Raw genomic sequence first — 23,960 nt, 5'->3', positions numbered from 1 at the left:
ATGCAACTCAAGCTCGACGGGCTCGACGCGCACCTGAAGCAGGCGAAGGCCAAGGGTTTGGCGCCGCTGTACGTGGTGCATGGCGACGAGCACCTGCTGGTGCTGGAGGCGGTCGACCGCCTGCGCGCCGCAGCGCGCGAAGCGGGGTTCTCCGAGCGCGAGGTGCTGGTGGCCGAACGCGGCTTCCACTGGAGCCAGCTGGTCGAGGCGCAGCAGTCGATGTCGCTGTTCGGCGACCGCAAGATCGTCGAGCTGCGCATCCCTTCGGGCAAGCCCGGCAAGGACGGCGGCGAGGCGCTGCGCGCGGTGGCGGCGCAGCCGTCGCCCGACGTGGTGCTGATTGTCACGCTGCCGCGGCTCGATTTCGCCACCTCCAAGTCGGCGTGGTTCCAGGCGCTGGAAGGCGCCGGCGTGTCGATCAAGGTCGACACGGTGGACCGTACGCGGCTGCCGGCCTGGGTCGGCGAGCGGCTGGCGCTGCAGCAGCAGCGCGTCGAGGGCGGCGAGGCTGGCCGGCGCGCGCTGCAGTTCATCGCCGACAAGGTCGAAGGCAACCTGCTGGCGGCGCACCAGGAAATCCAGAAGCTGGGCCTGCTGTACCCGCCGGGCGAGCTGAGCTTCGACCAGGTCCACGACGCGGTGCTGAACGTGGCTCGCTATGACGTCTTCAAGCTGTCCGAGGCGATGCTGTCGGGCGACGTGCCGCGCCTGGTGCGCATGCTTGAAGGGCTGCGCGGCGAGGGCGAGGCCACGGTGCTGGTGCTGTGGGCGCTGACCGAGGAAATTCGCGTATTATCCAAGGTCCGGCAAGGCCTTGCGGCCGGCAAGCCGGCGGGTGTGCTGATGCGTGAACTGCGCGTCTGGGGCCCGCGCGAACGCCTGGTGCCGCAGGCCGCGCAGCGGCTGCAGCTGCCACGGCTGGAAGCGGCGCTGGCGCTGGCCGCGCGGCTGGACCGCCAGGTCAAGGGCTTGTACGACCTGCCGCCACCGGGCGGCGCGCCACTGCCGGCCGAGCCATGGGACGGCTTGCAGCAACTGGCGCTGATGATTGCGCGCTGATCCCGCAGCGCCCCGGGTTTGCTCCCGGACATACACACTGACGGCCTTCCCCCGGCCACTGACATGAACGAGCTCGACCTCAACCAATACATGGACCGCGTCGGCCGCCAGGCCCGCGCGGCGTCGCGCGCGATGGCGCGTGCCTCCACGGCGGACAAGAACCAGGCGCTGCTGACCATTGCCGCCGCCATCCGCCGCGATGCCGACAAGCTCAAGGCCGTCAATGCGCGCGACGTGGAGCGTGCCCGCGCCAAGGGCCAGGACGCTGCCTTCGTCGACCGCCTGACGCTGTCGGACAAGGCCATCGCCACCATGGCTGCCGGCCTGGAGCAGATCGGCGCGCTGGCCGACCCGATCGGCGAGATCTCGAACATGAAGTTCCGCCCGACCGGCATCCAGGTTGGCCAGATGCGCGTGCCGCTGGGCGTGATCGGCATCATCTATGAGTCGCGCCCGAACGTGACCATCGATGCCGCGGCGCTGTGCCTGAAGTCGGGCAACGCCACCATCTTGCGCGGTGGGTCCGAAGCCATTGAATCGAACACCGCGCTGGCCGCGCTGGTGGCCGAAGGCCTGGCCGCCGCCGGCCTGCCGCCCGAGGCCGTGCAGGTGATCGAGACGACCGACCGCGCCGCGGTCGGCCGCCTGATCACCATGACAGAATTTGTCGACGTGATCGTGCCGCGCGGCGGCAAGAGCCTGATCGCGCGCCTGATGGAAGAAGCGCGCGTGCCGATGATCAAGCACCTGGACGGCATCTGCCACGTCTACATCGACGCCGCCGCCGACCTGGACAAGGCCGTGCGCGTCTGCGACAACGCCAAGACCCAGCGCTACGCGCCGTGCAACACCATGGAAACGCTGCTGGTGTCGCGCGACATCGCCGCCACCGCGCTACCGCCGCTGTGCCGCATCTACCAGGAGAAGGGCGTCGAACTGCGCGTCTGCCCGGCTACCCGCGCCACGCTGGAAGCCGCTGGCTTCAGCGGCCTGGTCGATGCCGCCGAGGAAGACTGGCGCCTGGAATACCTGGCCCCGATCCTCGCCATCAAGACCGTCGCCGGCCTGGATGACGCCATCGCGCATATCAACGAATACGGCTCGCACCACACCGATTCGATCATCACCGAGGACTACTCGGCGGGCATGCGCTTTATCCGCGAGGTCGATTCGGCCAGCGTGATGATCAACGCCTCGACCCGCTTCGCCGACGGTTTCGAATACGGCCTGGGCGCGGAGATCGGCATTTCCAACGACAAGCTGCACGCGCGCGGCCCGGTGGGCCTGGAAGGGCTGACCTCGCTGAAGTACGTGGTGTTCGGCCACGGCGAGATCCGGACCTGAGGCCGGACCTCAAGCCGGCCCGCCAACAACAATAACAACCGCAAGCCAACGTCTGTCCGCCGATGCTCTGGGTCAAAGCGCTGCATATCGTCTTCGTCGTTTCGTGGTTCGCCGGCCTGTTCTACCTGCCGCGCATCTTCGTCAACCTGGCGATGGAGACCGACGCCACCAGCACCCAGCGCCTGCTGCTGATGGCGCGCAAGCTGTTCCGCTTCATGACCATGCTGGCGGTGCCGGCGGTGGTGTTCGGGCTGTGGCTGTACCTGGGATACGGCATCGGCCGCGGCACCGGGCAGGGCTGGATGCATGCCAAGCTGGCACTGGTGCTGGTACTGATCGGCTACCACCATGGCTGCGGCGTGCTGCTGCGCAAGTTCGAAGGCGGGCGCAATGCGCGCTCGCACAAGTTTTATCGCTGGTTCAACGAACTGCCGGTGCTGGTGCTGCTGGCGGTGGTGATCCTGGTGGTCGTCAAGCCGTTCTGAGCCGGGCGCCGTTCCACAAATTGCGAGATCGAGATGAGCAAGCTGGTTGATTACTACCTGACGCCGCAGTCGCCGTTCGTCTACATGGGCCATGCCCGCTTCACCGCCATCGCCGAGCGCCACGGCGTGCAGGTGAACCTGAAGCCGTGCGACATGGGCAAGGTGTTCTCCGTTTCCGGCGGACTGCCGCTGGCGCAGCGCCCGCCGCAGCGCCAGGCCTACCGGATGGTTGAGTTGAAGCGCTGGAGCGCATTCCTGGACCTGCCGCTGAACCCGGAGCCGACCTTCTTCCCGGTATCGGGCGATGCGGCCAGCAAGCTGATCATCGCCGCGCAACTGGCGCACGGCACCGCGCGGGCGCTGCAGCTGACCGGCGCGATCGGCGCGGCGGTGTGGGCGCAGCAGCGCAACATTGCCGATGCCGCCACGCTCGCGCAGATCGCCGACGAGACCGGACTGGATGGCGCCGGCCTGGTCAAGGCCAGCGAGGCCCAGTCGGTGCAGGCAGCCTACGCGCAGAACACGCAGGACGCGGTCTCGGCCGGCGTGTTCGGTGCGCCATGGTATGTGTTTGACGGCCAGCCCTTCTGGGGCCAGGACCGGCTCGAATTCCTCGAGCGCGCGCTCGCCGCCGCTTGAACTAAGCTATCGGATATCTCCCGTCCGCTACGGCGGACGTTTTTGTTTGCAGGAAACCTGACCCATGACCCAAGCCTTCTTTGCCCCTTGCCCGCGCGGCCTGGAGAGCGCCCTCGCCGAAGAACTGCGCGAGATCGCCGCCCGGCCGGGCATGGCCGCGCTGGCTCCGTTCACGGTGCACCAGGAGGTGCCGGGCGGGGTCAATTTCTCCGGCGAAATGGCCGCCGCCTATGCGGTCAACCTGCATTCGCGCATCGCCAGCCGGGTGCTGATGCGCGTGGCTGCGCGCGGCTACCGGCACGAGGACGACATCTACAACCTGGCGCTCGGCGTGCACTGGGAGCAGTGGTTCTCGCCGGACGAGTCGCTGCGCGTCGATATCACTTCGCACAAATCACCGCTGCGCAGCCTCAATTTCACCGCGCTGCGGGTCAAGGACGGCGTGTGCGATGCCATGCGCGATCGGCTGGGCGCGCGCCCGAGCGTGGACACGGTCAGCCCGGATGTGCGTATTTATGCCCACCTGACCGAGCGCGACTGCACGCTGTACCTCGACACCACCGGCGAGCCCCTGTTCAAGCGCGGCTGGCGTACCGAGAAGGGCGAGGCGCCACTGAAGGAAAACCTGGCCGCCGGCATCCTGCGCCTGGCGGGCTGGGTGCCGGGGCAGACCTTCCAGCCGTTCTACGATCCGATGTGCGGCAGCGGCACGTTCCTGATCGAGGCCGCCCAGGTGGCACTGGGCATCGCCCCGGGCGGCAGCCGCAGCTTTGCCTTCGAATGGCTCAAGGGCGTCGACCGCAAGGCGTGGCAGAAGCTCAAGGACGACGCCCAGCGCGTGCGCATGCTGGCGTCGGCGGATGAACTGCAGGTAGTGGGATCGGACATCTCGACCGACATGCTGGCGATCACGCAGGCCAACTGGCAGCGTGCTGGCCTGCCGGGGGAGGCGCGCACCAAGCAGGTCGATGCGCGTTTCATCCAGCCGCCGTACGACGAGCCGGGCCTGCTGCTGATGAACCCGCCGTACGGCGAGCGCATTGCGGTGCGCGGGCAGCGGCGCTCGCCGGAGGAAGAAATGCCGCGCGACGAGGTGGAAGAGGCGGCCGCCAACCAGTTCGCCAATGCCTTCGCCACGACGCTCAAGCAGAACTTCGCGGGCTGGCAGGCGTGGGTCTTTACCGGCGACCTGGGCTTCCCGCGCCGGCTGCGGCTGAAGGAATCGCGCCGCACGCCACTCTACAACGGCAATATCGAATGCCGGCTGTTCCGGTTCGAGATGGTGCGCGGCACCAACCGGGCGCCGCAGGCGGACTGAGCGCCTTTCTGGGCCCGGCAGGCCCGGCCGGGTTCAGGTGCGCTTGCGCCCGGTCAAGGATTCGGAATTGCGGGAAAAATCGGCCAGGAAGCCCTGCAGGCTGACCACCGGCTCCTGCAGCAGGTGGCGCGGCAGGTCGAACAGGGCGTAGAAGAACTCTTCGTTGCCTTCACAGCGCTCGGCCGGCAGGCAGTATTGTTCCCAGTCGATGCAGGCCGGCGTGTACATGCCGTTGCCCGGCCAGAAGAACGGTATCAGGCGGCCCTCGCGCAGGCCTTCGATCAGCGCGGCGGGGGCGTCGTAGGCTTCGGCCGATTCCACCTGGCTCATCAGGCCGGCGCGGGTCTCGATCACCATCAGCGTGGCGTGGCCTTGCGCAGTCAACAGCAGGATGCCGGCCGGGTTGGGGTACAGGTAGTACTCGACAAAGCCGTAGCGCGCCGTGAGCTGGCGCACCCGCTCGGTCATGGCCGGGTCGGACAGGAACGAGAACGAATGCCGCGTCAGCAACTCGCGCAGCGTGCGCGACAGCGTAGCGAAGTACGCGTGCTGCATGGCTTCGATTTCCTGGTCCAGCCGCTCCACCATATTGCTGTCGTGCTTCTTGACGTAGCGGTCGATCAGCCCGTGGTTGAAGCCCTGCACGGCGATGCTTTCGTCCGCGGTACCGGTGAGCAGGATGGTCTTGCACGGCAGGTCCTGCAGCGCCTGGCAGAACTCCAGCCCGTCCATCTGCGGCATCGAGTAGTCCACCACGATCACGCCCGGCTGCAGGAAGCGGTTGATATCGTGGATCTGGCGATAGATCCGGTCGATATCGAGCTGGACGGTGCGGCGCTCGGTCAGGAAGGTCAGGTCGTCATGCGTGACCCGCACCGGCAGGAAGCCGGGGAAGCGGGTGGCATAGGCCTCGCGGATCCATTGCAGCGCTTCACGCGGGTCGGTGAAGGTGATGACCGCGCGCGAGGCATCCATCTGGAACGCCAGGCTGTCGATAAACGATTTGCTGTCGTCGACGAGGACGGTCAGGACCGGGTGATGGAAGACCGACAGGTTCCGGTCATGCGGGTTGAAGGTCATGATGCGTTGGCGTCGGGGCCGGCAGGGGTTCGGCGCATTCGGCAAGCCGGCGTGCGCATTCGCAGGCCAGTATAGCGCGCCGTGGCTGCCTTGCAAGGCACGGCGCCGCAGGCGGCCGGGAAGGCCCGGTCGCCTGCCGGCATGGCCGTCTTAGTCGACTGCCTTGAACATGTCCTCGACCACCTTCTTGGCGTCGCCGAACACCATCATGGTCTTGTCCATGTAGAACAGCTCGTTGTCCAGGCCGGCATAGCCGGCGGCCATCGAGCGCTTGTTGACGATGATGGTCTTGGCCTTGTACGCCTCCAGGATCGGCATGCCGGCGATCGGCGACTGGGGGTCGGTCTTGGCCGCCGGGTTGACCACGTCGTTGGCGCCCAGCACCAGCACCACGTCGGCCTGGCCGAACTCGCTGTTGATGTCTTCCATCTCGAAGACCTGGTCGTACGGCACCTCGGCCTCGGCCAGCAGCACGTTCATGTGGCCCGGCATGCGGCCAGCCACCGGGTGGATCGCGTACTTCACGGTCACGCCCTTTTCGGCCAGCTTCTCGGTCAGTTCCTTCAGGGCGTGCTGCGCGCGCGCCACGGCCAGGCCGTAGCCCGGCACGATGATCACGGTCTCGGCGTTGCCCATCAGGAAGGCGGCATCGTCGGCGGAGCCCGACTTGACCGGGCGCTGCTGCTGGTCGCCCGCTGCCGCCGCCGCCGTCGCGCCGCCGAAACCGCCCAGGATCACGTTGAAGAACGAGCGGTTCATCGCCTTGCACATGATGTACGAGAGGATGGCACCGGACGATCCCACCAGCGAGCCGGCGATGATCAGCATCGGGTTGTTCAGCGAGAAGCCGATGCCCGCCGCCGCCCAGCCCGAGTACGAGTTCAGCATCGACACCACAACCGGCATGTCGGCACCGCCGATCGGGATGATGATCAGCACGCCCAGCACGAAGGCAATGGCCAGCATGATCAGGAACGGCAGCCAGTCCTGCGACATGAAGAAGATCACGCCGAAGCCCAACATCGCCACCGCCAGCAGCAGGTTCAGCCAGTGCTGGCCGGCAAACACCACCGGCGCGCCCTGGAACAGGCGGAACTTGTAGCGCCCGGCCAACTTGCCGAAGGCGATCACCGAACCGGAGAAGGTGATGGCACCGACGAAGCAGCCGATGAACAGCTCGATCCGGTTGCCCAGCGGGATCAGGTGCGAGCCCGCCGGCGTGATGCCGAACGCGGCCGGCTCGGCCACCGCGGCCACGGCGATGAACACCGCCGCAAGACCGATCAGCGAGTGCATTGCCGCGACCAGTTCGGGCATCTTGGTCATCTGCACCTTGCGCGCCACGTAGGCGCCGATGCCGCCGCCCACCACCAGCGCGCCGAAGATCAGCGCCAGGCCGGAGCCCACCGACGACTGCGCCGTGCCGGCCGCCAGGAATTCATTCTTGAGCTTGATGATCAGGGCCAGCGTGGTGACCACCGCGATCGCCATGCCGATCATGCCGAAGGCATTGCCCTTGCGCGCCGAGGCCGGGTGCGACAGGCCCTTGAGCGCCTGGATGAAACAGACCGAAGCCACCAGGTAGAGCAGGGTGACGAGGTTCATGCTGACGAGGCCGGCTGCCATTACGCGCCCTCCCTGGCCAGTGCCTGCTTGGCTTCGGGCGCCTTGGCCTTCGGCTCTTTCTTCTTGAACATCTCCAGCATGCGCTGGGTGACCAGGAAACCGCCGAACACGTTGACCGCGGCCAATGCCACCGCCAGCGTGCCCATGATGCGGCCCGTGGCGCCTTCGGTCAGGCCCGCGGCGAGCATCGCGCCAACGATGATGATGGCCGAGATCGCGTTGGTTACCGCCATCAGGGGCGTATGCAGGGCCGGCGTGACCGTCCAGACCACGTGGTAGCCCACGTAGATCGCCAGCACGAAGATGATCAAATTGATCACCGTGTGGTTCACCATCTCCATCGACTTCTCCTCCGTTGCTTTGAAACCGGGATGCAGCGTGTTTTCTACTGGATTCTTATTGCTGACTACGGCGCACCAAATGGCCAGTGGCTCTGAATGACCAATTGCGTGCTCCCTCTCCCGCGTGCGGGAGACGAAAGCTACCGGGCGCGCGGGGCGCCCCGGGTATTACGCCGCCTCGCGCACGACCTGGCCGTCACGGCACATCAGGCAGGCGGCGACGATGTCGTCTTCAAGGTTGAGCGTGAACTGGCCATCCTTGTCGACGACCAGCTTGAGGAAATCCAGCACGTTGCGCGCGTAGAGCGCCGAGGCGTCGGCCGCCACCATGCTGGCCAGGTTGGTATGGCCGATGAGGATGACCCCGTGGCGCTCGACCACTTCGTCGGCCACCGTCAGCGGGCAGTTGCCGCCCTGCGCGGCGGCCAGGTCGACCACCACCGAGCCCGGCTTCATCTGCTGCACGGTCGCTTCCTGCAGCAGCACCGGGGCCTTGCGGCCCGGGATCAGCGCGGTGGTGATGACGATGTCGGCCTGGATCGCGCGCTGGTGCACCAGCTCGGCCTGGCGCTTCATCCAGTCCGGCGGCATCGGGCGCGCATAGCCGCCCACGCCTTGCGCGATCTCGCGCTCTTCGTCGGTCAGGAACGGCACGTCGAGGAATTTGCCGCCGAGCGATTCGATCTGTTCCTTGACCGCGGGGCGCACGTCGGACGCTTCGATCACCGCGCCCAGGCGCTTGGCGGTCGCGATCGCCTGCAGGCCGGCGACGCCGGCGCCCAGGATCAGCACGCGCGCGGCCTTGACGGTGCCGGCGGCGGTCATCAGCATCGGCATGAAGCGCTGGTAGTGATGCGCGGCCACCAGCACGGCCTTGTAGCCGGCGATATTGGCCTGCGACGAGAGCACGTCCATGCTCTGCGCGCGCGTGGTGCGCGGTGCGGCCTCGAGCGCGAAGGCGGTCACGTTGGCCGCCGCCATGCGCGCGTTGTTCTCGGCATCGAAGGGGTTGAGCATGCCCACCAGCACGGACCCCGGCTTCATCTGTGCCAGTTCCGCGTCGTCCGGGGCGCGCACCTTGAGCACCACCTGTGCGCCCAGCGCTTCGGCGGCAGTGCCGATGGTGGCGCCGACCGCCTCGTATGCGCCGTCGGGCTGGCTGGCGCGAACGCCGGCGCCGGCCTGGACGACCACCTTGTGGCCCTGGGCGACGTACTTCTTGACCGTCTCGGGGGTGGCGGCGACGCGAGTCTCGCCTGCCCGCGTCTCCTGCGGGATGCCGATGTACATCGTCGATTTCTCCTTTAGCTGGCGTCGTAATCTGGTTGGCCGGACCGACGTCTGGTCCGTTGCTCGCCGTGCCGGCTTGGCCGCAGCGCACAATTTTTTCGCAGCTTACAGGAATCTGACGCGCAATGGTGTGACCGGTCGGTCGGTTATTGATGCGGTGCGGCAACAGAATTTCCGGACAGTTCCGAACAGTTGGCTCTACGGCGGCCGGCAAGCGCATGCCGCTGCGCGATGCGCCGGCAACCGGTAAAATGCGGGATTGCCTAAAAATTGAGCATCATGTCACGTGATTGGAATGCCAGTGTGACCGTTGCCGCCGTGATCGAGCGCGGCGGACGCTTCCTGCTGGTCGAAGAGGAAACCGCGGAAGGGCTGCGGCTGAACCAGCCCGCCGGCCACCTGGACCCGGGCGAGAGCCTGATCCGCGCCGTCATCCGCGAAACCCTGGAAGAAACCGCGCACACCTTCGAGCCGCGCGCGTTGCTGGGCTGCTACATGGGCCGCTCGCTGTCTTCGCGCACCGGTACGGATGTCACATACGTGCGCTTTGCCTTTACCGGCGACCTGGGCTCGCTCGACGCGGGCCGCCAGCTCGACACCGGCATCGTGCGCACGGTCTGGATGGGCGCCGACGAGATCCGCGCGTGCCCGGAACGCCACCGCTCGCCGCTGGTGATGGCGTGCGTCGACGATTACCTGGCCGGCAAGCGTTTCGCGCTGGACGCGCTGTACACGCACCCGTCTGTGTTGTCCGTGGGAGTCAAGTTGTGAGCAGCCAGGGGAACGGAAAGCGCGTCGTGGTCGGCATGTCGGGCGGGGTCGATTCGTCGGTCACCGCATGGCTGCTCAAGCAGCAGGGCTACGAGGTCATCGGCCTGTTCATGAAGAACTGGGAAGACGATGACGACAGCGAGTATTGCTCCACGCGCCAGGACTGGCTGGACGTGGTGTCGGTGGCCGACCTGATCGGCGTCGACGTCGAGGCGGTCAACTTCGCCGCCGAGTACAAGGACCGCGTCTTCGCCGATTTCCTGCGCGAGTACTCGGCCGGACGCACGCCCAACCCGGATGTGCTGTGCAATGCCGAGATCAAGTTCAAGGCCTTCCTCGACCACGCCATGTCGCTGGGTGCCGAGACTATTGCCACCGGCCACTATGCGCGCGTGCGCCAGAACGCGGCAGGGCGCTTCGAGCTGCTCAAGGCGCTCGACCATACCAAGGACCAGAGCTATTTCCTGCACCGGCTGAACCAGGCGCAGCTGTCGCGCACGCTGTTCCCGCTGGGCGAGATGCCCAAGACCCGCGTGCGCGAGATCGCCGCGGGGATCGGCCTGCCGAACGCGAAGAAGAAGGATTCGACCGGCATCTGCTTTATCGGCGAGCGGCCATTCCGCGATTTCCTGAACCGCTACCTGCCGACCAGGCCGGGCCCGATGAAGACGCCCGAGGGCAAGGTCGTGGGCGAGCACATCGGGCTGGCGTTCTATACGCTTGGCCAGCGCAAGGGCATCGGTTTGGGCGGCAGCCGCGACGGCAACGGCGATGCCTGGTATGTGGCGCGCAAGGATATGGAGAACAACACGCTGTACGTGGTGCAGGGCCACGACCACCCGTGGCTGCTGACGCCGGTGCTGACCGCGTCAGATTTGTCGTGGGTGGCCGGCGAGGCGCCGACTGCGGGCGCCACGATGGCGGCCAAGACCCGCTATCGCCAGAGCGACGCGGCCTGCACCGTGCAGGCCGCTGACGGCGACACGCTGCAGCTGGGGTTTGCCGAGGCGCAGTGGGCCGTCACGCCGGGGCAGTCGGCGGTGCTGTATGACGGCGACGTGTGCCTGGGTGGCGGCATCATCCAGTAAGCGCTGCCGTCGGTCGAATGAAAAACACCCGCTGCGTGCGGGTGTTTTTCATTGGGGCAGGCGGGCTTCAACCGCGCGGCGGCGCGGTATCGATAAACGACTGCCGCTTCGACAGTTTTTCTTCCAGGCCCGCCAGGTTGGGATGGCGCTCGCGCCAGGCGATGTCGGGGAAGCGGAAATCCAGGTAGGACAGTGCACAGCCCACCGCGACATCTGCCAGCGAATAGTGCGTGCCGGTGCAGAAGGGGCGGTCGGCCAGGCCGTTGGCCATGGCGGCCAGCGCCGCATCGATCTTGCCGAGCTGGCGCTTGACCCAGCGCTCGCTGCGCTCTTGCGGCTCGCGCTGCGTCACTTCCAGGCGCGCCAGCAGCGCTGCGTCGAGCAGGCCGTCGGCCAGCGCTTCCCAGCAGCGCACTTCCAGTCGTTCGCGCCCGCCTTGCGGGATCATCCGGCTGACTGGCGTCAACGTGTCGACATATTCGACGATCACGCGCGAATCGTAGATGGCGCCGCCGTCTTCCATCACCAGGCAAGGCACCTTGCCGAGGGGGTTGTACTGACCAATCCTGGATTCCGGCGACCAGACGTCCTCTTCAACCAGCTGGTAGTCGATTTTCTTTTCCGCCATCACCACGCGCACCTTGCGCGCGTAGGGACTGGTATGGGACGCATACAGCTTCATGTTCTCCCCTTGAGCTTGTTATGAAGTGCATCGTCTGCTGCGTGGCAGCGGCGCCGGGGTGCGCTGCTGCCCGATGCACTTCATAACAGGCTACTGGAACGGCGTGCGCGAGTATACCTGCGGTGCCGGACGAATGCGGGGTCGCGCACCGATGCCCCGCGGACGCACTTGACCGCTGCCCCCGAGCCGGGGCAGGGGTGGTAAAATCCCGCGTTGCGCAGCGCCGGACGCCGGTGCCGCGCGTGCGGGCGAACCCGCCGGTGCGGCGCATCGGGCGCTTCGCCCCTGTTTCCGGCGGATGCTTCCGCCGATCCGACGCTGACACGCGCCAGCCCCCGCGGCGCGCACCGTACGTCCCCTAATTCCTTCCTTTCCCCGGTTTCCAGCATGACCACCTCTTCGCTTTCGCCGCTCACCGCTCTTTCCCCGATCGATGGCCGCTACGCCGCCAAGGCCGACGCGCTGCGCGAATGGCTGTCCGAGGCGGCCTTCATGCGCAACCGCGTCAAGGTCGAGGTGCACTGGCTGATCGCGCTGGCCCAGGCCGGCCTGCCGGACATGCCGAAGTTCTCCGCCGCCTCCGAAGCCGCGCTGCTGGCGCTGGTGGACAAGTTCTCCGAAGCCGATGCCGCCCGCATCAAGGAAATCGAAGCCGTCACCAACCATGACGTGAAGGCGGTCGAGTACTGGCTCAAGGAGCAGGTCAAGGGCAATGCCGAGCTGGAAGCGGCCAGCGAGTTCATCCACTTCGCCTGCACTTCGGAAGACATCAACAACACCTCGCACGGCATGATGCTCAAGGGCGCCCGCGACGGCGTCATCGTGCCGGCGCTCAAGCGCGTGCAGGCCCGCCTGGTGGAACTGGCCAAGCTCAATGCCACGCAGCCGATGCTGTCGCGCACCCACGGCCAGCCGGCCAGCCCGACCACGCTGGGCAAGGAAATGGCCAACGTGGCCGCGCGCCTGGCGCGCGCGATCCGGCGCATCGAGCAGGTCGAACTGCTGGGCAAGATGAACGGCGCGGTGGGCAACTACAACGCGCACCTGTCGGCGTACCCGACCTTTGACTGGGAAGCCTTCTCGAAGCAAGTGATCGAGACCCGCCTGGGCCTGACCTTCAACCCGTACACCATCCAGATCGAGCCGCACGACTACATGGCCGAGCTGTTCGATGCGGTTGCCCGTGCCAATACCATCCTGCTCGACCTGAACCGCGATGTGTGGGGCTATATCTCGCTGGGTTACTTCAAGCAGAAGACCAAGGCCGGCGAAATCGGCTCGTCGACCATGCCGCACAAGGTCAACCCGATCGATTTCGAGAATTCGGAAGGCAATGTCGGCCTGGCCAACGCAGTGCTGCGTCACCTGTCGGAAAAGCTGCCGGTGTCGCGCTGGCAGCGTGACCTGACCGATTCGACCGTGCTGCGCAATATCGGCGTGGCCTTCGGCTACAGCCTGCTGGCCTACGAGGCCTGCCTGCGCGGCCTGGGCAAGCTGGAAACCAATCCCGAGCGCCTCGACGAAGACCTCGACAACTGCTGGGAAGTGCTGGCCGAGCCGGTGCAGACCGTGATGCGCCGCTTTGGCGTGCCCAACCCGTACGAGCAGCTCAAGGAGCTGACCCGCGGCAAGGGCATCTCGCGCGAGGCGCTGCAGACCTTCATCAACGGCCTGGCCATCCCTGACGATGCCAAGAAGCTGCTACTCGACATGACGCCGGGCAGCTACATCGGCAAGGCAGTTTCGCTCGCTGAGCGCATCTGACGTCACATCCGCCGGCCGCAGACGCCGGCACAGCCCAGAAAAAGCCATCCGCCAGGATGGCTTTTTTGCTTTGGTGGCACCTGGTTGCGCCAACTGGCAACCCGCTCTGCGGCGTTGTGGCGCTTGCGGCAGAATGTCGCTTCAAAGCATTTGAATAACTTAATGAAGGACTGTCCTGCATGAGCGCACTTCCCGCCGCAATAATGCGAGAATCTTCAGCGCTCCAGCGGATCCAATCCCAGGGTGAGTCCCCAAATTTGTGAATGCCCATGACGCGGGCGAGAGGAAACAGATGCGTTCTACCGCCAATGCCCCGGCCGGCTACGGTGCCACCGCCATCGCGCTGCACTGGGTCATCGCCCTGGCGATCTTCGGCGCGTTCGGGCTCGGCCTGTACATGACCGGCATTCCGGGGCTGACGCCGACCAAGCTGAAGCTCTATTCGTGGCACAAGTGGCTGGGCGTGACGATCTTCGCCGTGGCGCTGCTGAGGGTGCTGTGGCGCGCCACGCACCAGGCGCCGCCGGTTGCGCCCGGCACGCCGGCCTGGCAGGCCAGGGCCGCCGCCGGGGCGCACCATTTGCTGTACCTGCTGATCGTGATCGTTCCCATCAGCGGCTATCTCTACAGTTCGGCGGCTGGCGTGCCGGTGGTCTACCTGGGCCTGTGGAAGATGCCGGCGCTGATCGAGAAGAGCGACGAACTGAAGGAAGTGCTCAAGTTTGCGCATGTCTGGCTGAACTACCTGATGGCCGCCGTGGTCGTTGTCCATGCGGCGGCGGCGGTGAAGCACCAGTTCGTCGACCGCGACGGCACGCTGGGCCGGATGCTGCCGTTCCTGCGCTGACTGCGCCGAATTTCTCCGTACCGCGGCGCCGTGCGCCGAAACTCGAACCTGACAGGAGTCATTGAAGATGAATCGCCATTCCCGCCGCGGCTCGCTGGCCATCAACGCCACCGTGGCAGCCGTGCTGGCAGCCGCCGGCATCGCCGCCAACCTGGCCTGGGCCCAGGTCGACGCGGCCAAGAGCTCGGTGACCGCCGTGGCGCGCCAGATTGGCGTGCCAATGGAAGGCAAGTTCAAGAAGTTCGACGCTCAGGTCGATTTCGACCCCGCCAAGCTTGCCACCTCGTCGGCCAAGGTCGAGATCGACGTCGCCAGCTTCGAGATCGGCGACGCCGAGACCACCAAGGAAGTGAAGGGCAAGGAGTGGTTCGACGCGGCCAAGTACCCCAAGGCCGTGTTCCAGTCCACCAGCATCAAGAACGGCACGCCGGGCAAGTATGACGTCGCCGGCAAGCTGACCATCAAGGGCAAGACCGTCGACGTGGTGGTGCCGGCCACCTACCGCCAGGAAGGCGCCAGCCAGGTGTTCGAGGGCGCGCTGCCGATCAAGCGCACCGTCTTCAATATCGGCGACGGCGAGTGGAAGGACACATCGGTGGTGGCCGACGACGTTCAGATCAAGTTCCGTATCGTGCAGGCCAAGAAGTAAGGCCGGCAATCCGCTGACGTACCAGGACGTTAATACCAAGAACGTTCCGCTAACCTGTTTAACCTGCTTTTGTCGGGAGATCCCATGAAACTGCGTTCCGTCGTTGCCGCCGTCGCGGCCATTTCCGCAACCGCCGCCTTCGGCGTGGCTTCGGCCAATACCGTGACGTACAACCTCGATCCGACCCATACCTACCCGAGCTTCGAGGCCGACCACCTGGGCGGCCTGTCGACGTGGCGCGGCAAGTTCGACAAGTCCAGCGGCACCGTCACGCTGGACCGTGCCGCCAGGGCCGGTACCATCGAGGTCAAGATCGATCCGGCTTCGATCGATTTCGGCAATGCGAAGCTGAACCAGCACGCCAAGGGCCCGGACATGTTCAACGTGGAAGCCTTCCCCGAAGCGACCTACAAGGGCAAGTTCAGCAAGTTCAAGGGCGACGTGCCGACCGAAGTGGAAGGCGTGCTGACGCTGCGTGGCGTGTCCAAGCCGGTCAAGCTGGAAATCCGCGAATTCAAGTGCATCCAGCACCCGATGCTCAAGCGCGAAGCTTGCGGCGCCGATGCCGTGGGTGAGTTCAACCGCGCCGATTTCGGCCTGGACTACGGCGTGAAGATGGGCTTCAAGCCTGAGGTCAAGCTTGCCATCCAGGTGGAAGGCGTGCGCGCGGAGTAAGTGCGCCGTGGGTTGGCCCGCGATGGGCCGCTCGCATAAAACGACACAAGGCCGGCAATCGCCGGCCTTTTTTCATGGTTTTAGGTATCCTGTAGCCGACCCCGTCTCAAGAGGGGACGGTAAAGGCACTTTGTTGTACGTCGCCCAATTGCCACAGTACAATGGGCCGCGGCAATTCCAGACGATCCGGGCTTGTCGGTGCTCTCCCGCACAGGGCGAGGCCGCCGCCCGCCAAACAGGCTATAGCGCATCCTTATGAGCATTCGCTGCACATCCCGATACCGGTAGCCTTCCGCGCGATCCCCTCGCCCCTCCTGCTGTACCCGGCCGTCCCGCCCATGCAGTATGGCCCGCAGCGTTTCTCGGATTTCCCTGGCGCAATACCGTGTATTCCAAAACGCAAATCGATCCGGTAGTTAGTTTCCGCAACTCGCAGGGCGAGCAGGTGCGGGGCACGATCATCAATCTCCAGAGAAAGTCTCTGGTGATGGAAATCTACAATCCGTATTCGATCGTGCAGGTCAGCGAGGTGCTGAGCGAGCTCAGCGTCCGCATGGGCGCCAAGAACGCCTATCAAGGCAAGGCCGTGGTGATGAGCCTGGTGAACACCGGCCTGACCGCGGTGGTATCGCTGACGCTGATCGACGAATGGCGCGAGCTGACCGACCTGAACAACGAGCCCAAGTCGGTCGCGCGCGAAGCCGAGCTGTTCGTGCAGGACTGGGATACGCGCTTCAATATCCGGCGCGACTACCAGATCGTGGTCAACGAGATGCGCGCGTTCCTGTCCGAGGTGTCGCGCTGGGTCGAGCAGGTCGACCTGACCGAATCGCTGCCGAAGAAAGACGGCAAGCTGCGCGATGACGTGTTCTACGAGCTGGCCACGCCGATCATGGTCAAGACCAAGACCTACCTCGACTGGCTCGAGGGCGAGGCCGAGCGCGTGGACCCGGAAATCGCGCCGGTGCACCGCACCTACGCCCAGTCCGCGCTGCACCCGCTGCTGCTGCGCGCGCCGTTCGTGTACCGGACCTTCACCAAGCCGCTGGGCTACGCCGGCGACTACGAGATGGTCAACCAGATCCTGAGCGATCCGCAGCAGGGCCCGACCACCTACTTCCAGATCGTCAACACCGCCTTCCTGAAGGCGGCGGTGGCGACCGCGCACCGCAACCGCATCGACCTGCTGGTCGACTTCCTGACGCGCCAGGCGGAGCGTGCGCGTGCCGCCGGCCGCCCGTTCCGCGTGCTCAACGTAGGCTGCGGGCCGGCCTTCGAGATCCAGCGTTTCGTGCGCGAGTATCCCAACCCCGAGCTGCTGTCGTTCCAGCTGGTCGACTTCAGCGAAGAGACGCTGGACTACACCCGCAGCTCGATCGAAAGCGCGGCCGCCGGTGCCGGGCGCAAGGTGTCGGTAGAAATGGTGCACCAGTCGGTGCACGAACTGCTCAAGCGCCGCATCTCGCCTGACGATATCAGTGCGCGGGAGTTTGACTCGGTCTACTGCGCGGGGCTGTTCGATTACCTGTCGGACAAGGTCTGCACGAGGCTGCTGGCGTATTTCGCTTCGCGTTCGCGTTCGGGCGGCCAGGTACTGGTCACCAACGTGCATGCCAACAATCCAGAGAAATTTGGCATGGAGCACCTGCTCGAGTGGTACCTGATTTACCGCGACGACGCTGGCATGGCCCAGCTGCTGCCGGAGAACTCACATTCGCACCGCATCTACGTCGACCCCACCGGCGTCAACGTCTTTGCCGAAGCCACCATTGAATGAGGCTGTCCGGACGGACCACCCCATGAGCACCAACCAACTTTACGCCGGCTACCAGTCCGAGCTGGCCGACTTCCGCCTGGCGTTCAGCCGCGGCGGCGCCTATACCGCGATCGTGCTGGTCCTGCTCGGCGTCGGGCTCGACTACGGCCAGTATCCGCAGCAGCAGCTGGCATTCGCGGTGGCGCGCGTGGTGGTGTCGCTGCTGATCGCGGGCGTGGTGGTGATGCTGTACAGCGCCATCGGGCGCCGGTTCGCGCCCTGGCTGACGCTGACCTGGCTGCTGCTGCCGCAGATCATGATCGCGTGGATGATCTCGCAGACCGAAGGGGTGCAGTCGCCTTACTACGTCGGCCTGAACCTGGCGATCTTCGCCTCGGGCATCGCGCTGCCGTTCGGGCTGTGGCAGAACCTGGTCTTTGGCCTGCTTTCGTACCTGCTGTACGTGCTGGCGTGCCTGTTCCACGCCGGGGGCATCGAGCCGATGGGTACCTTCATCGTCAACTCGCTGTTCCTGTTGTTCGCGGCGGCGGCCAGCGGGGTCTATACCTTCTTTAACGAGCGCGCGCGTTTCATCCTGTTCCGCCTGAAAGCGGAAGTGGCCGAGAAGAACGCCGAGCTGGAAGTGATCAACCGCAAGCTGGTCGACATCAAGGGCCAGATGCTGCAGCAGGAAAAGATGGCCGCGATCGGTACGCTGGCGGCCGGGCTGCTGCATGAGGTCAACAACCCCGTCAACTTCTGCCTGATGGCGATCGAGGTGGCGATGGAAGAGCCGCAGGCCAAGGAGAGCGAATCGCTGACCGAATGCCTGGTCGATGCCAAGCAGGGCATGCAGCGCATCCAGCATATCGTGTCCGACCTGAAGACCTTCGCCTACCGCAAGCCGGGTGCGGAGGTGGAGGGCACGCCGTTCCTGTTCGAGAAGGCGCTCGATTCGTCGATCCGCCTGACCGCGCACGAACTGCGCGGCGTCAAGGTGACGCGCGAGTTGCCGGGCGACACCCTGGTGCTGGGCGACGAGGCCGCGGTCATCGGCGTGCTGATCAACCTCTTCTCCAACGCCGCGCTGGCCATGCGCAAGGCCGGCACGGCCGCGCCGGCGATCCATACCACGGTGCGCTGGGCCGACAGCCGGCTCCACGTCACGGTGCGCGACAACGGCCCCGGCATCGCCGAGGAAAACCTGGCGCGCGTGTTCGAGCCCTTCTTCACCACGCGCGACGTGGGGCAGGGCCTGGGGCTGGGACTGTCGATCAGCTACGCCGTGATCGAGCGCCATGGCGGCCAGCTCTTCGCCGAGAGCGAGCTGGGGCAGTGGGCCGCGTTCAGCTTCGACCTGCCGCGCGCGGAGTAAGCCGTCATGAGTGCCCTGACCGAGGTGCAGCAAGCGCGGCCGACCCTGCTTTACGTCGACGACGAGGATATGGCGCGCAAGTATTTCGCGCGCGCAGTGGGCTCGGAGTATGAGGTACTGCTGGCTGCCAGTGCCGACGAGGCGATCGCCACGCTCGCCACCGATGGCCAGCGCATCGCCGTCCTGGTGACCGACTTCCGCATGCCCGGCCGCGATGGCGGCGAACTGCTGCGCGAAGTGGCGCAGCTTTACCCGCAGATCGTGCGCATCCTGGTGACGGCGTATGCCGACAAGGACATGCTGCTGCAGACGGTCAACAGTGGCGAGGTTTTCCGCATCCTTGAAAAGCCGCTGAGCGTGGCCCACGTGCGCGAAGTGCTGCGCCTGGCCGGCGAGCGCCACCGCGAACGCGCGCTGCGCCAGCACCGGCTGATGGCGATCGACGAGACCCTGGCCTTCCTGGCGCACGAGCTGAACACGCCGCTGGCGGCCATCGCCAACTTCGCGCGAGGCATCGAAAGCCGGGTCGCGGGCGAATACAGCGAGCAGCGCCAGGGCGAGATCGGCCAGGCCGCCAGCGCCATGCACGACAACGCGCAATATTGCCTGGCGGTGCTGTCGTCATTCCTGCAGTCGGTGCGCAACAGTGCCGGCAGCAAGCCGGCGCGGCCCGAGCCCGGCGCCGAAGTCAGCGCGGGTGCGCTGGTGGCGTCGCTGCTCGATACCTACCCGTTCTCCGGCGGCCAGCGCCAGTGGGTGCAGGTCGAGATGCACGGCGATTTCCCGGTGCAGACGCTGCCCAACTGCGTGGCGCTGGTGCTGTCGTCGGTGATGAGCAACGCGCTGCGCGCGCTCGCCGGCACGCCGTCGCCGGCGCTGCGCTTCGTGGTGGTGGCCCAGCCGCACCAGGAAATCCACATCAGCGACAACGGCCCCGGCATCCCGCCCGAGGTGATGGAGCGCCTGCTGGTCGATCCCGTGACCACCCATGCCGGTGCCGGCGGCAGCGGCCTGGGCATGATTTTTTGCAACCGCGTCATGCAGTCCTTTGGCGGCGGCATCCGGATCGCATCCGCGTCCGGCGCCGGCACGACCGTGACGCTGGACTTTCCAAGTTTCAAGAATCGAATGATTAGGAGTGACCGATGAGCGAACCGAATGCCACCCAGGCACCACCCCCGGCGATTCTGTTCGTCGATGACGAAGCAACCGCCGTGAAGTATTTCCAGCGCGCCATCGGGGCGCTGGCTCCGGTGGTGACCGGCGGCTCGGTGGAGGAGGGCAAGGCGCTGCTTGACGCCCATGCCGACAGCCTCGCGGTGCTGGTGTCCGACCAGCGCATGCCCGGCGAATACGGCAATGAACTGCTGCGCTATGCGCGCGAACGCTACCCGCATATCGTGCGCATACTGACCACGGCCTATTCCGAGCTGGACCAGACCGTAGAGGCGGTCAACCAGGGCCAGATCCACCGCTATATCAAGAAGCCGTGGGACATCACCGCGCTGCGCATGGAACTGAAGCAGGCGCTGGAGCTGGCGGGCCTGCGCAAGGAGCGCGACCAGCTGGTGCGCGAGAAACTGGCGGTGCTGCAGACACAGACCGTGGCCACCCGGATCGGCATGCTGCATGCGCTGTGCGCCAGCCTGATCGGCCCGGGCCGCTTCCAGCCGGTCGAAACCTACCTGGCGGCGGCCGACCTGGCCGGCGCCAAAAACGCCGACCCGGACTGGCAGCGCATGGACTATGCCGACCTGGTGCGCGCCGAGTCCGAGCGCAGCGGCAGCTTTGGCCATGCCGTGGGCATTCGGCTGGCGGCGCTGCGCAGTGCCAACGCGGGCAAGGGCGCGGCTGACGCGGTCGTGGTCATTGCCGACGCGCTGGGCAGTGACGTGGTGCGCCGCGACGGCGATGCCGTGGTGTGGACCACGCCGGCTGCGCTGGCCGAGTTCCTGGCGCAGCCGGTGGGCACGCCGGTGTCGCCCCATCACGCGGCCTGGCTGGCCAGCCTGCTGTGGCTGGACGAGGCCGGCGGCGCATTGCAGTTCGCGCGCGATGGGAACACCATCCTGTGCCGGGCAGCGCCGCGCACGGAGACGTTCGCGGCCGACCGGCTGGCGGCGTGGATCGAGCGGTTCTCGGAGCAGGCCTGATACGGTTGCATCCGCCCCAATAAAAATGGCGCCCCGCGGGGCGCCATTTTCTTTGTCGTAGCAGCGGACCGTCAGGCCTGCGCCCCGAAGTTCGGATCGTTCCGGTCGGTCGACTCTCCCTTCTTTTCGCCCTTGACCAGGTCCTCGCGCTTCACGCCCAGCCACATGGCCAGCGCCGCGGCCACGAACACCGACGAATAGATACCGAACAGGATACCCACCGTCAGCGCCAGCGCGAAGTAGTGCAGCGTCGGGCCGCCGAAGAAGAACATCGACAGCACCATCATCTCGGTCGAGCCGTGGGTGATGATGGTTCGCGACATGGTGCTGGTGATCGCGTGGTCGATGACCTCGTGGGTGGTCATCTTGCGGTACTTGCGGAAGGCCTCGCGGATCCGGTCGAAGATAACGACCGATTCGTTGACCGAGTAACCCAGCACCGCCAGGATCGCCGCCAGCACCGACAGCGAGAACTCCCACTGGAAGTAGGCGAAGAAGCCCAGGATGATGACGATGTCGTGCAGGTTGGCGATGATGCCCGCCACCGCGAACTTCCATTCAAAGCGGAACGACAGGTAGATCACGATACCCGCCACCACGCACAGCAGCGCCAGCAGGCCGTCGGTGGCCAGCTCCTTGCCCACCTGCGGGCCGACGAACTCGACCCGTTGCAGCTTGACGTCGGGCGAGGCGGCCTGCAGCGCGCCCATCACCTGCTCGCTCTGCTGGGCCGAGGTGACTGGCTTGCCGTCCGGGCCCTTCTGCAGCGGCAGGCGGATCATCACGTCGCGCGAGGTGCCGAAGTTCTGCACCTGCACGTCGGTATAGCCCAGCTTGCCCACCTGGCCGCGGATCTTTTCCAGGTCGGCCGCCTGCTGGTAGCTGACCTCCATCACCGTGCCGCCGGTGAATTCGATCGACAGGTGCAGGCCCTTTTGCCAGAGGAAGAACACGGCCGCGGCAAACGTCACGAAGGAGATCACGTTGAAGACCAACGCGTGCTTCATGAACGGAATGTCGCGCCGGATGCGGAAGAATTCCATGTTGAATCCTGTTCAGTACTGCTGGTTGTTGCTGATCGACGGTGCGGGTCGCTTACTTGGCGACCGGCGTGTCAGTGGCGTTGCCCGGCTTCCAGATCTGGCCGATGGCCACGCTCTGCAGCTTCTTCTTGCGGCCGTACCAGAGGTTGACCAGGCCGCGGTTGAAGAACACCGCCGAGAACATCGAGGTCAGGATGCCCAGGCAGTGCACCACGGCAAAGCCGCGCACCGGGCCCGAGCCGAAGGCAAGCAGCGCCAGGCCGGCGATCAGCGTGGTCACGTTCGAGTCCAGGATGGTGGCCCAGGCGCGCTCGAAGCCGACCGCGATTGCCATCTGCGGCGATGCCCCGGCGCGCAACTCCTCGCGGATACGCTCGTTGATCAGCACGTTGGCGTCGATGGCCATGCCCAGCACCAGCGCGATAGCGGCGATGCCCGGCAGCGTCAGCGTGGCTTGCAGCATCGACAGCACCGCGATCAGCAGCAGCAGGTTCACGCCCAGCGCCACCACCGAGAACACGCCGAACAGCATGTAGTACAGGATCATGAACACGGCGATGGCGGCAAAGCCGTAGGCGACCGAGTCAAAACCCTTCTGGATGTTGTCGGCACCCAGCGACGGGCCGATGGTGCGCTCTTCGATGATCTCCATCGGCGCGGCCAGCGAGCCGGCGCGCAGCAGCAGGGCCAGGTCGTTGGCGGCTTCGGTGGAGTAGGAGCCGGTGATCTGGAAGCTCGAACCCAGTTCGGACTGGATCGTCGCCACCGTCAGCACTTCGCCCTTGCCCTTCTCGAACAGCACGATCGCCATCGGCTTCTTCAGGTTCTCGCGCGAGACGTCGCGCAGGACCCGGCCGCCCTGGGCGTCGAGCTTGATGTTGACCGAAGGCTGCTGGTTCTGGTCGAAGCCGGCCGAGGCGCTTTCGATGCGGTCGCCGGTGAAGATGACCTGCTTCTTCAGCACGACCGGGGCGCCATTGCCTTGCGTGAACAGCTCGCTGCCGAACGGGACCGGGTCGCCCGGGCGCGGGCTGCGCGGCGCGTCGTTGTCCACCAGGCGCGCTTCCAGCGTGGCGGTGCGGCCGATGATGTCCTTGGCCTTGGCGGTGTCCTGCACGCCCGGCAGCTGCACCACGATACGGTCGGCGCCTTGCTGCTGGATCACCGGCTCGGCCACGCCCAGTTCGTTGACGCGGTTGTGCAGCGTGGTGATGTTCTGCTTGACGGCAGCGTCCTGAACCGCCTTGCGGGCGGCTTCGGTGAAGGTGCCGACGATATTGTTGCCGTCCATGGCGAAGGCCACTTCGCGCAGGTTGTCGGCCAGGATGGGCCGCGCGCGGTTGGCATCTTCGGCGTTGTTGAAGCGCACCGTCAGGCGCTCGCCGTCGCGGTCGATGCCGCCATGGCGGATATTCTTGTCGCGCAGCAGCGTGCGCGCGTCGCCGGCCAGGCTGTCGAGCTTTTTGTCGACGGCGTCCTTCATGTCGACCTGCAGCAGGAAGTGCACGCCGCCGCGCAGGTCCAGGCCCAGGTACATCGGCAGCGCGTGCAGCGAGGTCAGCCAGCGCGGCGAACCCGACAGCAGGTTCAGCGCGACCACGTAGGCGGGGTCGGCGGCGTCGGGGTTGAGCGTGCGCGACAGCACGTCCTTGGCCTTGAGCTGCTCGTCGGTGGTGCGGAAGCGTGCCTTGACCGAGCCGGACTGGCCGGAAATGTCAAAGAACACGCCATCAGGCTGCAGCTGGTTCTGCGCCAGGATCTCTTCGACCTGCTTCTGCATGGACAGGTCGACCTTGACCGTGGCCTTGCCCGACGACACCTGCACGGCGGGTGCCTCGCCGAAGAAGTTCGGCAAGGTGTAAAGGATGCCGATGGTCAGCGCCACCAGGATCACGAGGTATTTCCAAAGCGGATAACGATTCATCTCGGGCCAGTCATTCAGCGGTTGGCGGGGCCGGCGCAGGCGTGGCGCGCC

Annotated in this window: 22 protein-coding genes; 15 read left to right on the top strand and 7 right to left on the bottom strand. The window is 66.0% G+C overall.

Annotated elements, in window-relative coordinates; all coding sequences use genetic code 11:
* The 5 genes from holA to LPA45_RS14540 all read left to right on the top strand — a co-directional run bounded on the left by holA (window position 1) and on the right by LPA45_RS14540 (window position 4,845).
* Entirely contained in the window at window positions 1–1,059 is a 1,059-nt protein-coding gene (holA, locus tag LPA45_RS14560; RefSeq protein ID WP_317920809.1) for a DNA polymerase III subunit delta, read from the top strand.
* A 63-nt stretch (window positions 1,060–1,122) separates the two neighbouring features.
* A complete protein-coding gene (locus LPA45_RS14555) occupies window positions 1,123–2,403 on the top strand; it encodes a glutamate-5-semialdehyde dehydrogenase (RefSeq protein ID WP_317920807.1) in 1,281 nt (426 codons plus the stop codon).
* A gap of 62 nt (window positions 2,404–2,465) precedes the next feature.
* Window positions 2,466–2,888, top strand: a complete 423-nt coding sequence (locus tag LPA45_RS14550) for a CopD family protein (protein WP_116318114.1) — start codon at window positions 2,466–2,468, stop codon at window positions 2,886–2,888.
* 33 nt (window positions 2,889–2,921) lie between these two features.
* Entirely contained in the window at window positions 2,922–3,527 is a 606-nt protein-coding gene (locus tag LPA45_RS14545; RefSeq protein ID WP_317920804.1) for a 2-hydroxychromene-2-carboxylate isomerase, read from the top strand.
* A 64-nt stretch (window positions 3,528–3,591) separates the two neighbouring features.
* Complete coding sequence (locus LPA45_RS14540) at window positions 3,592–4,845, top strand: class I SAM-dependent RNA methyltransferase (RefSeq protein ID WP_317920802.1); 1,254 nt, start codon at window positions 3,592–3,594, stop codon at window positions 4,843–4,845.
* Between the two features lie 33 nt (window positions 4,846–4,878).
* Here LPA45_RS14540 and LPA45_RS14535 read toward each other — a convergent pair whose 3' ends face one another.
* From LPA45_RS14535 to LPA45_RS14520, 4 genes are all read right to left on the bottom strand, one after another.
* Entirely contained in the window at window positions 4,879–5,925 is a 1,047-nt protein-coding gene (locus LPA45_RS14535; protein ID WP_116318111.1) for a two-component system response regulator, read from the bottom strand.
* Window positions 5,926–6,075: 150 nt separating this feature from the next.
* The gene (locus LPA45_RS14530; protein WP_116318110.1) at window positions 6,076–7,551 is read right to left on the bottom strand and encodes an NAD(P)(+) transhydrogenase (Re/Si-specific) subunit beta; all 1,476 of its coding nucleotides are present in this window, start codon (window positions 7,549–7,551) and stop codon (window positions 6,076–6,078) included.
* On the bottom strand, window positions 7,551–7,892 hold the full coding sequence (locus LPA45_RS14525; protein WP_116318109.1) for an NAD(P) transhydrogenase subunit alpha: 342 nt from the start codon (window positions 7,890–7,892) through the stop codon (window positions 7,551–7,553). The genes LPA45_RS14530 and LPA45_RS14525 overlap by 1 nt, the downstream gene beginning before the upstream one ends.
* Window positions 7,893–8,060: 168 nt before the next feature.
* Window positions 8,061–9,182, bottom strand: a complete 1,122-nt coding sequence (locus tag LPA45_RS14520) for a Re/Si-specific NAD(P)(+) transhydrogenase subunit alpha (protein ID WP_367394618.1) — start codon at window positions 9,180–9,182, stop codon at window positions 8,061–8,063.
* 279 nt (window positions 9,183–9,461) lie between these two features.
* On the opposite strand from LPA45_RS14520, the gene LPA45_RS14515 reads away from it, so the two are divergent.
* Together LPA45_RS14515 and mnmA are read left to right on the top strand one after the other, a co-directional pair.
* The gene (locus LPA45_RS14515) at window positions 9,462–9,953 is read left to right on the top strand and encodes an NUDIX hydrolase (protein ID WP_317922956.1); all 492 of its coding nucleotides are present in this window, start codon (window positions 9,462–9,464) and stop codon (window positions 9,951–9,953) included.
* A gap of 35 nt (window positions 9,954–9,988) precedes the next feature.
* On the top strand, window positions 9,989–11,041 hold the full coding sequence (gene mnmA, locus LPA45_RS14510; protein ID WP_116318272.1) for a tRNA 2-thiouridine(34) synthase MnmA: 1,053 nt from the start codon (window positions 9,989–9,991) through the stop codon (window positions 11,039–11,041).
* 67 nt (window positions 11,042–11,108) lie between these two features.
* Here the strand turns inward: mnmA and LPA45_RS14505 are convergent, their stop codons facing one another.
* On the bottom strand, window positions 11,109–11,723 hold the full coding sequence (locus LPA45_RS14505) for a glutathione S-transferase N-terminal domain-containing protein (protein ID WP_317922955.1): 615 nt from the start codon (window positions 11,721–11,723) through the stop codon (window positions 11,109–11,111).
* A 387-nt stretch (window positions 11,724–12,110) separates the two neighbouring features.
* Here LPA45_RS14505 and purB point away from each other — a divergent pair, with 387 nt between their 5' ends.
* The 8 genes from purB to LPA45_RS14465 all read left to right on the top strand — a co-directional run bounded on the left by purB (window position 12,111) and on the right by LPA45_RS14465 (window position 20,942).
* Entirely contained in the window at window positions 12,111–13,487 is a 1,377-nt protein-coding gene (gene purB, locus LPA45_RS14500; RefSeq protein WP_317922954.1) for an adenylosuccinate lyase, read from the top strand.
* Window positions 13,488–13,779: 292 nt separating this feature from the next.
* Window positions 13,780–14,334, top strand: a complete 555-nt coding sequence (locus LPA45_RS14495; protein WP_317922953.1) for a cytochrome b — start codon at window positions 13,780–13,782, stop codon at window positions 14,332–14,334.
* A gap of 67 nt (window positions 14,335–14,401) precedes the next feature.
* Window positions 14,402–14,983 carry a YceI family protein gene (locus LPA45_RS14490; RefSeq protein WP_317922952.1) on the top strand — a complete coding sequence of 194 codons (582 nt, stop codon included), beginning with the start codon at window positions 14,402–14,404 and terminating at the stop codon, window positions 14,981–14,983.
* 84 nt (window positions 14,984–15,067) lie between these two features.
* Entirely contained in the window at window positions 15,068–15,658 is a 591-nt protein-coding gene (locus LPA45_RS14485; RefSeq protein WP_116318103.1) for a YceI family protein, read from the top strand.
* Between the two features lie 385 nt (window positions 15,659–16,043).
* Window positions 16,044–17,435 carry a class I SAM-dependent methyltransferase gene (locus LPA45_RS14480; RefSeq protein ID WP_116318102.1) on the top strand — a complete coding sequence of 464 codons (1,392 nt, stop codon included), beginning with the start codon at window positions 16,044–16,046 and terminating at the stop codon, window positions 17,433–17,435.
* 22 nt (window positions 17,436–17,457) lie between these two features.
* Window positions 17,458–18,789: a sensor histidine kinase gene (locus tag LPA45_RS14475; protein WP_116318101.1), complete on the top strand. Its 1,332-nt coding sequence runs from the start codon at window positions 17,458–17,460 to the stop codon at window positions 18,787–18,789.
* Between the two features lie 15 nt (window positions 18,790–18,804).
* Window positions 18,805–19,938 carry a hybrid sensor histidine kinase/response regulator gene (locus tag LPA45_RS14470; protein WP_199414535.1) on the top strand — a complete coding sequence of 378 codons (1,134 nt, stop codon included), beginning with the start codon at window positions 18,805–18,807 and terminating at the stop codon, window positions 19,936–19,938.
* Window positions 19,935–20,942, top strand: coding sequence for a response regulator (locus LPA45_RS14465; RefSeq protein ID WP_116318099.1), 1,008 nt, complete (start codon window positions 19,935–19,937; stop codon window positions 20,940–20,942). Before LPA45_RS14470 ends, LPA45_RS14465 begins: the two co-directional genes overlap by 4 nt.
* 71 nt (window positions 20,943–21,013) lie before the next feature.
* Here LPA45_RS14465 and secF read toward each other — a convergent pair whose 3' ends face one another.
* Entirely contained in the window at window positions 21,014–21,985 is a 972-nt protein-coding gene (gene secF, locus LPA45_RS14460) for a protein translocase subunit SecF (protein WP_116318098.1), read from the bottom strand.
* A gap of 52 nt (window positions 21,986–22,037) precedes the next feature.
* Window positions 22,038–23,909 carry a protein translocase subunit SecD gene (gene secD, locus LPA45_RS14455; protein WP_317922951.1) on the bottom strand — a complete coding sequence of 624 codons (1,872 nt, stop codon included), beginning with the start codon at window positions 23,907–23,909 and terminating at the stop codon, window positions 22,038–22,040.
* Between the last annotated feature and the right edge of the window lie 51 nt (window positions 23,910–23,960).

It is taken from the genome of Cupriavidus sp. Agwp_2 (genome assembly GCF_040784895.1).
Taxonomy (GTDB): domain Bacteria; phylum Pseudomonadota; class Gammaproteobacteria; order Burkholderiales; family Burkholderiaceae; genus Cupriavidus.
The sequence above is the reverse complement of the archived record's forward strand: the minus strand, read 5'-3'. Positions and strand labels throughout refer to the sequence as shown.

Bases quoted from the DNA above. Each gene is read 5' to 3' on its own strand.
- holA (WP_317920809.1), top strand. From the start codon at position 1: ATGCAACTCAAGCTCGACGGGCTCGACGCGCACCTGAAGCAGGCGAAG.
- LPA45_RS14555 (WP_317920807.1), top strand. From the start codon at position 1,123: ATGAACGAGCTCGACCTCAACCAATACATGGACCGCGTCGGCCGCCAG.
- LPA45_RS14550 (WP_116318114.1), top strand. From the start codon at position 2,466: ATGCTCTGGGTCAAAGCGCTGCATATCGTCTTCGTCGTTTCGTGGTTC.
- LPA45_RS14545 (WP_317920804.1), top strand. From the start codon at position 2,922: ATGAGCAAGCTGGTTGATTACTACCTGACGCCGCAGTCGCCGTTCGTC.
- LPA45_RS14540 (WP_317920802.1), top strand. From the start codon at position 3,592: ATGACCCAAGCCTTCTTTGCCCCTTGCCCGCGCGGCCTGGAGAGCGCC.
- LPA45_RS14535 (WP_116318111.1), bottom strand. From the start codon at position 5,925: ATGACCTTCAACCCGCATGACCGGAACCTGTCGGTCTTCCATCACCCG.
- LPA45_RS14530 (WP_116318110.1), bottom strand. From the start codon at position 7,551: ATGGCAGCCGGCCTCGTCAGCATGAACCTCGTCACCCTGCTCTACCTG.
- LPA45_RS14525 (WP_116318109.1), bottom strand. From the start codon at position 7,892: ATGGAGATGGTGAACCACACGGTGATCAATTTGATCATCTTCGTGCTG.
- LPA45_RS14520 (WP_367394618.1), bottom strand. From the start codon at position 9,182: ATGTACATCGGCATCCCGCAGGAGACGCGGGCAGGCGAGACTCGCGTC.
- LPA45_RS14515 (WP_317922956.1), top strand. From the start codon at position 9,462: ATGTCACGTGATTGGAATGCCAGTGTGACCGTTGCCGCCGTGATCGAG.
- mnmA (WP_116318272.1), top strand. From the start codon at position 9,989: ATGTCGGGCGGGGTCGATTCGTCGGTCACCGCATGGCTGCTCAAGCAG.
- LPA45_RS14505 (WP_317922955.1), bottom strand. From the start codon at position 11,723: ATGAAGCTGTATGCGTCCCATACCAGTCCCTACGCGCGCAAGGTGCGC.
- purB (WP_317922954.1), top strand. From the start codon at position 12,111: ATGACCACCTCTTCGCTTTCGCCGCTCACCGCTCTTTCCCCGATCGAT.
- LPA45_RS14495 (WP_317922953.1), top strand. From the start codon at position 13,780: ATGCGTTCTACCGCCAATGCCCCGGCCGGCTACGGTGCCACCGCCATC.
- LPA45_RS14490 (WP_317922952.1), top strand. From the start codon at position 14,402: ATGAATCGCCATTCCCGCCGCGGCTCGCTGGCCATCAACGCCACCGTG.
- LPA45_RS14485 (WP_116318103.1), top strand. From the start codon at position 15,068: ATGAAACTGCGTTCCGTCGTTGCCGCCGTCGCGGCCATTTCCGCAACC.
- LPA45_RS14475 (WP_116318101.1), top strand. From the start codon at position 17,458: ATGAGCACCAACCAACTTTACGCCGGCTACCAGTCCGAGCTGGCCGAC.
- LPA45_RS14465 (WP_116318099.1), top strand. From the start codon at position 19,935: ATGAGCGAACCGAATGCCACCCAGGCACCACCCCCGGCGATTCTGTTC.
- secF (WP_116318098.1), bottom strand. From the start codon at position 21,985: ATGGAATTCTTCCGCATCCGGCGCGACATTCCGTTCATGAAGCACGCG.
- secD (WP_317922951.1), bottom strand. From the start codon at position 23,909: ATGAATCGTTATCCGCTTTGGAAATACCTCGTGATCCTGGTGGCGCTG.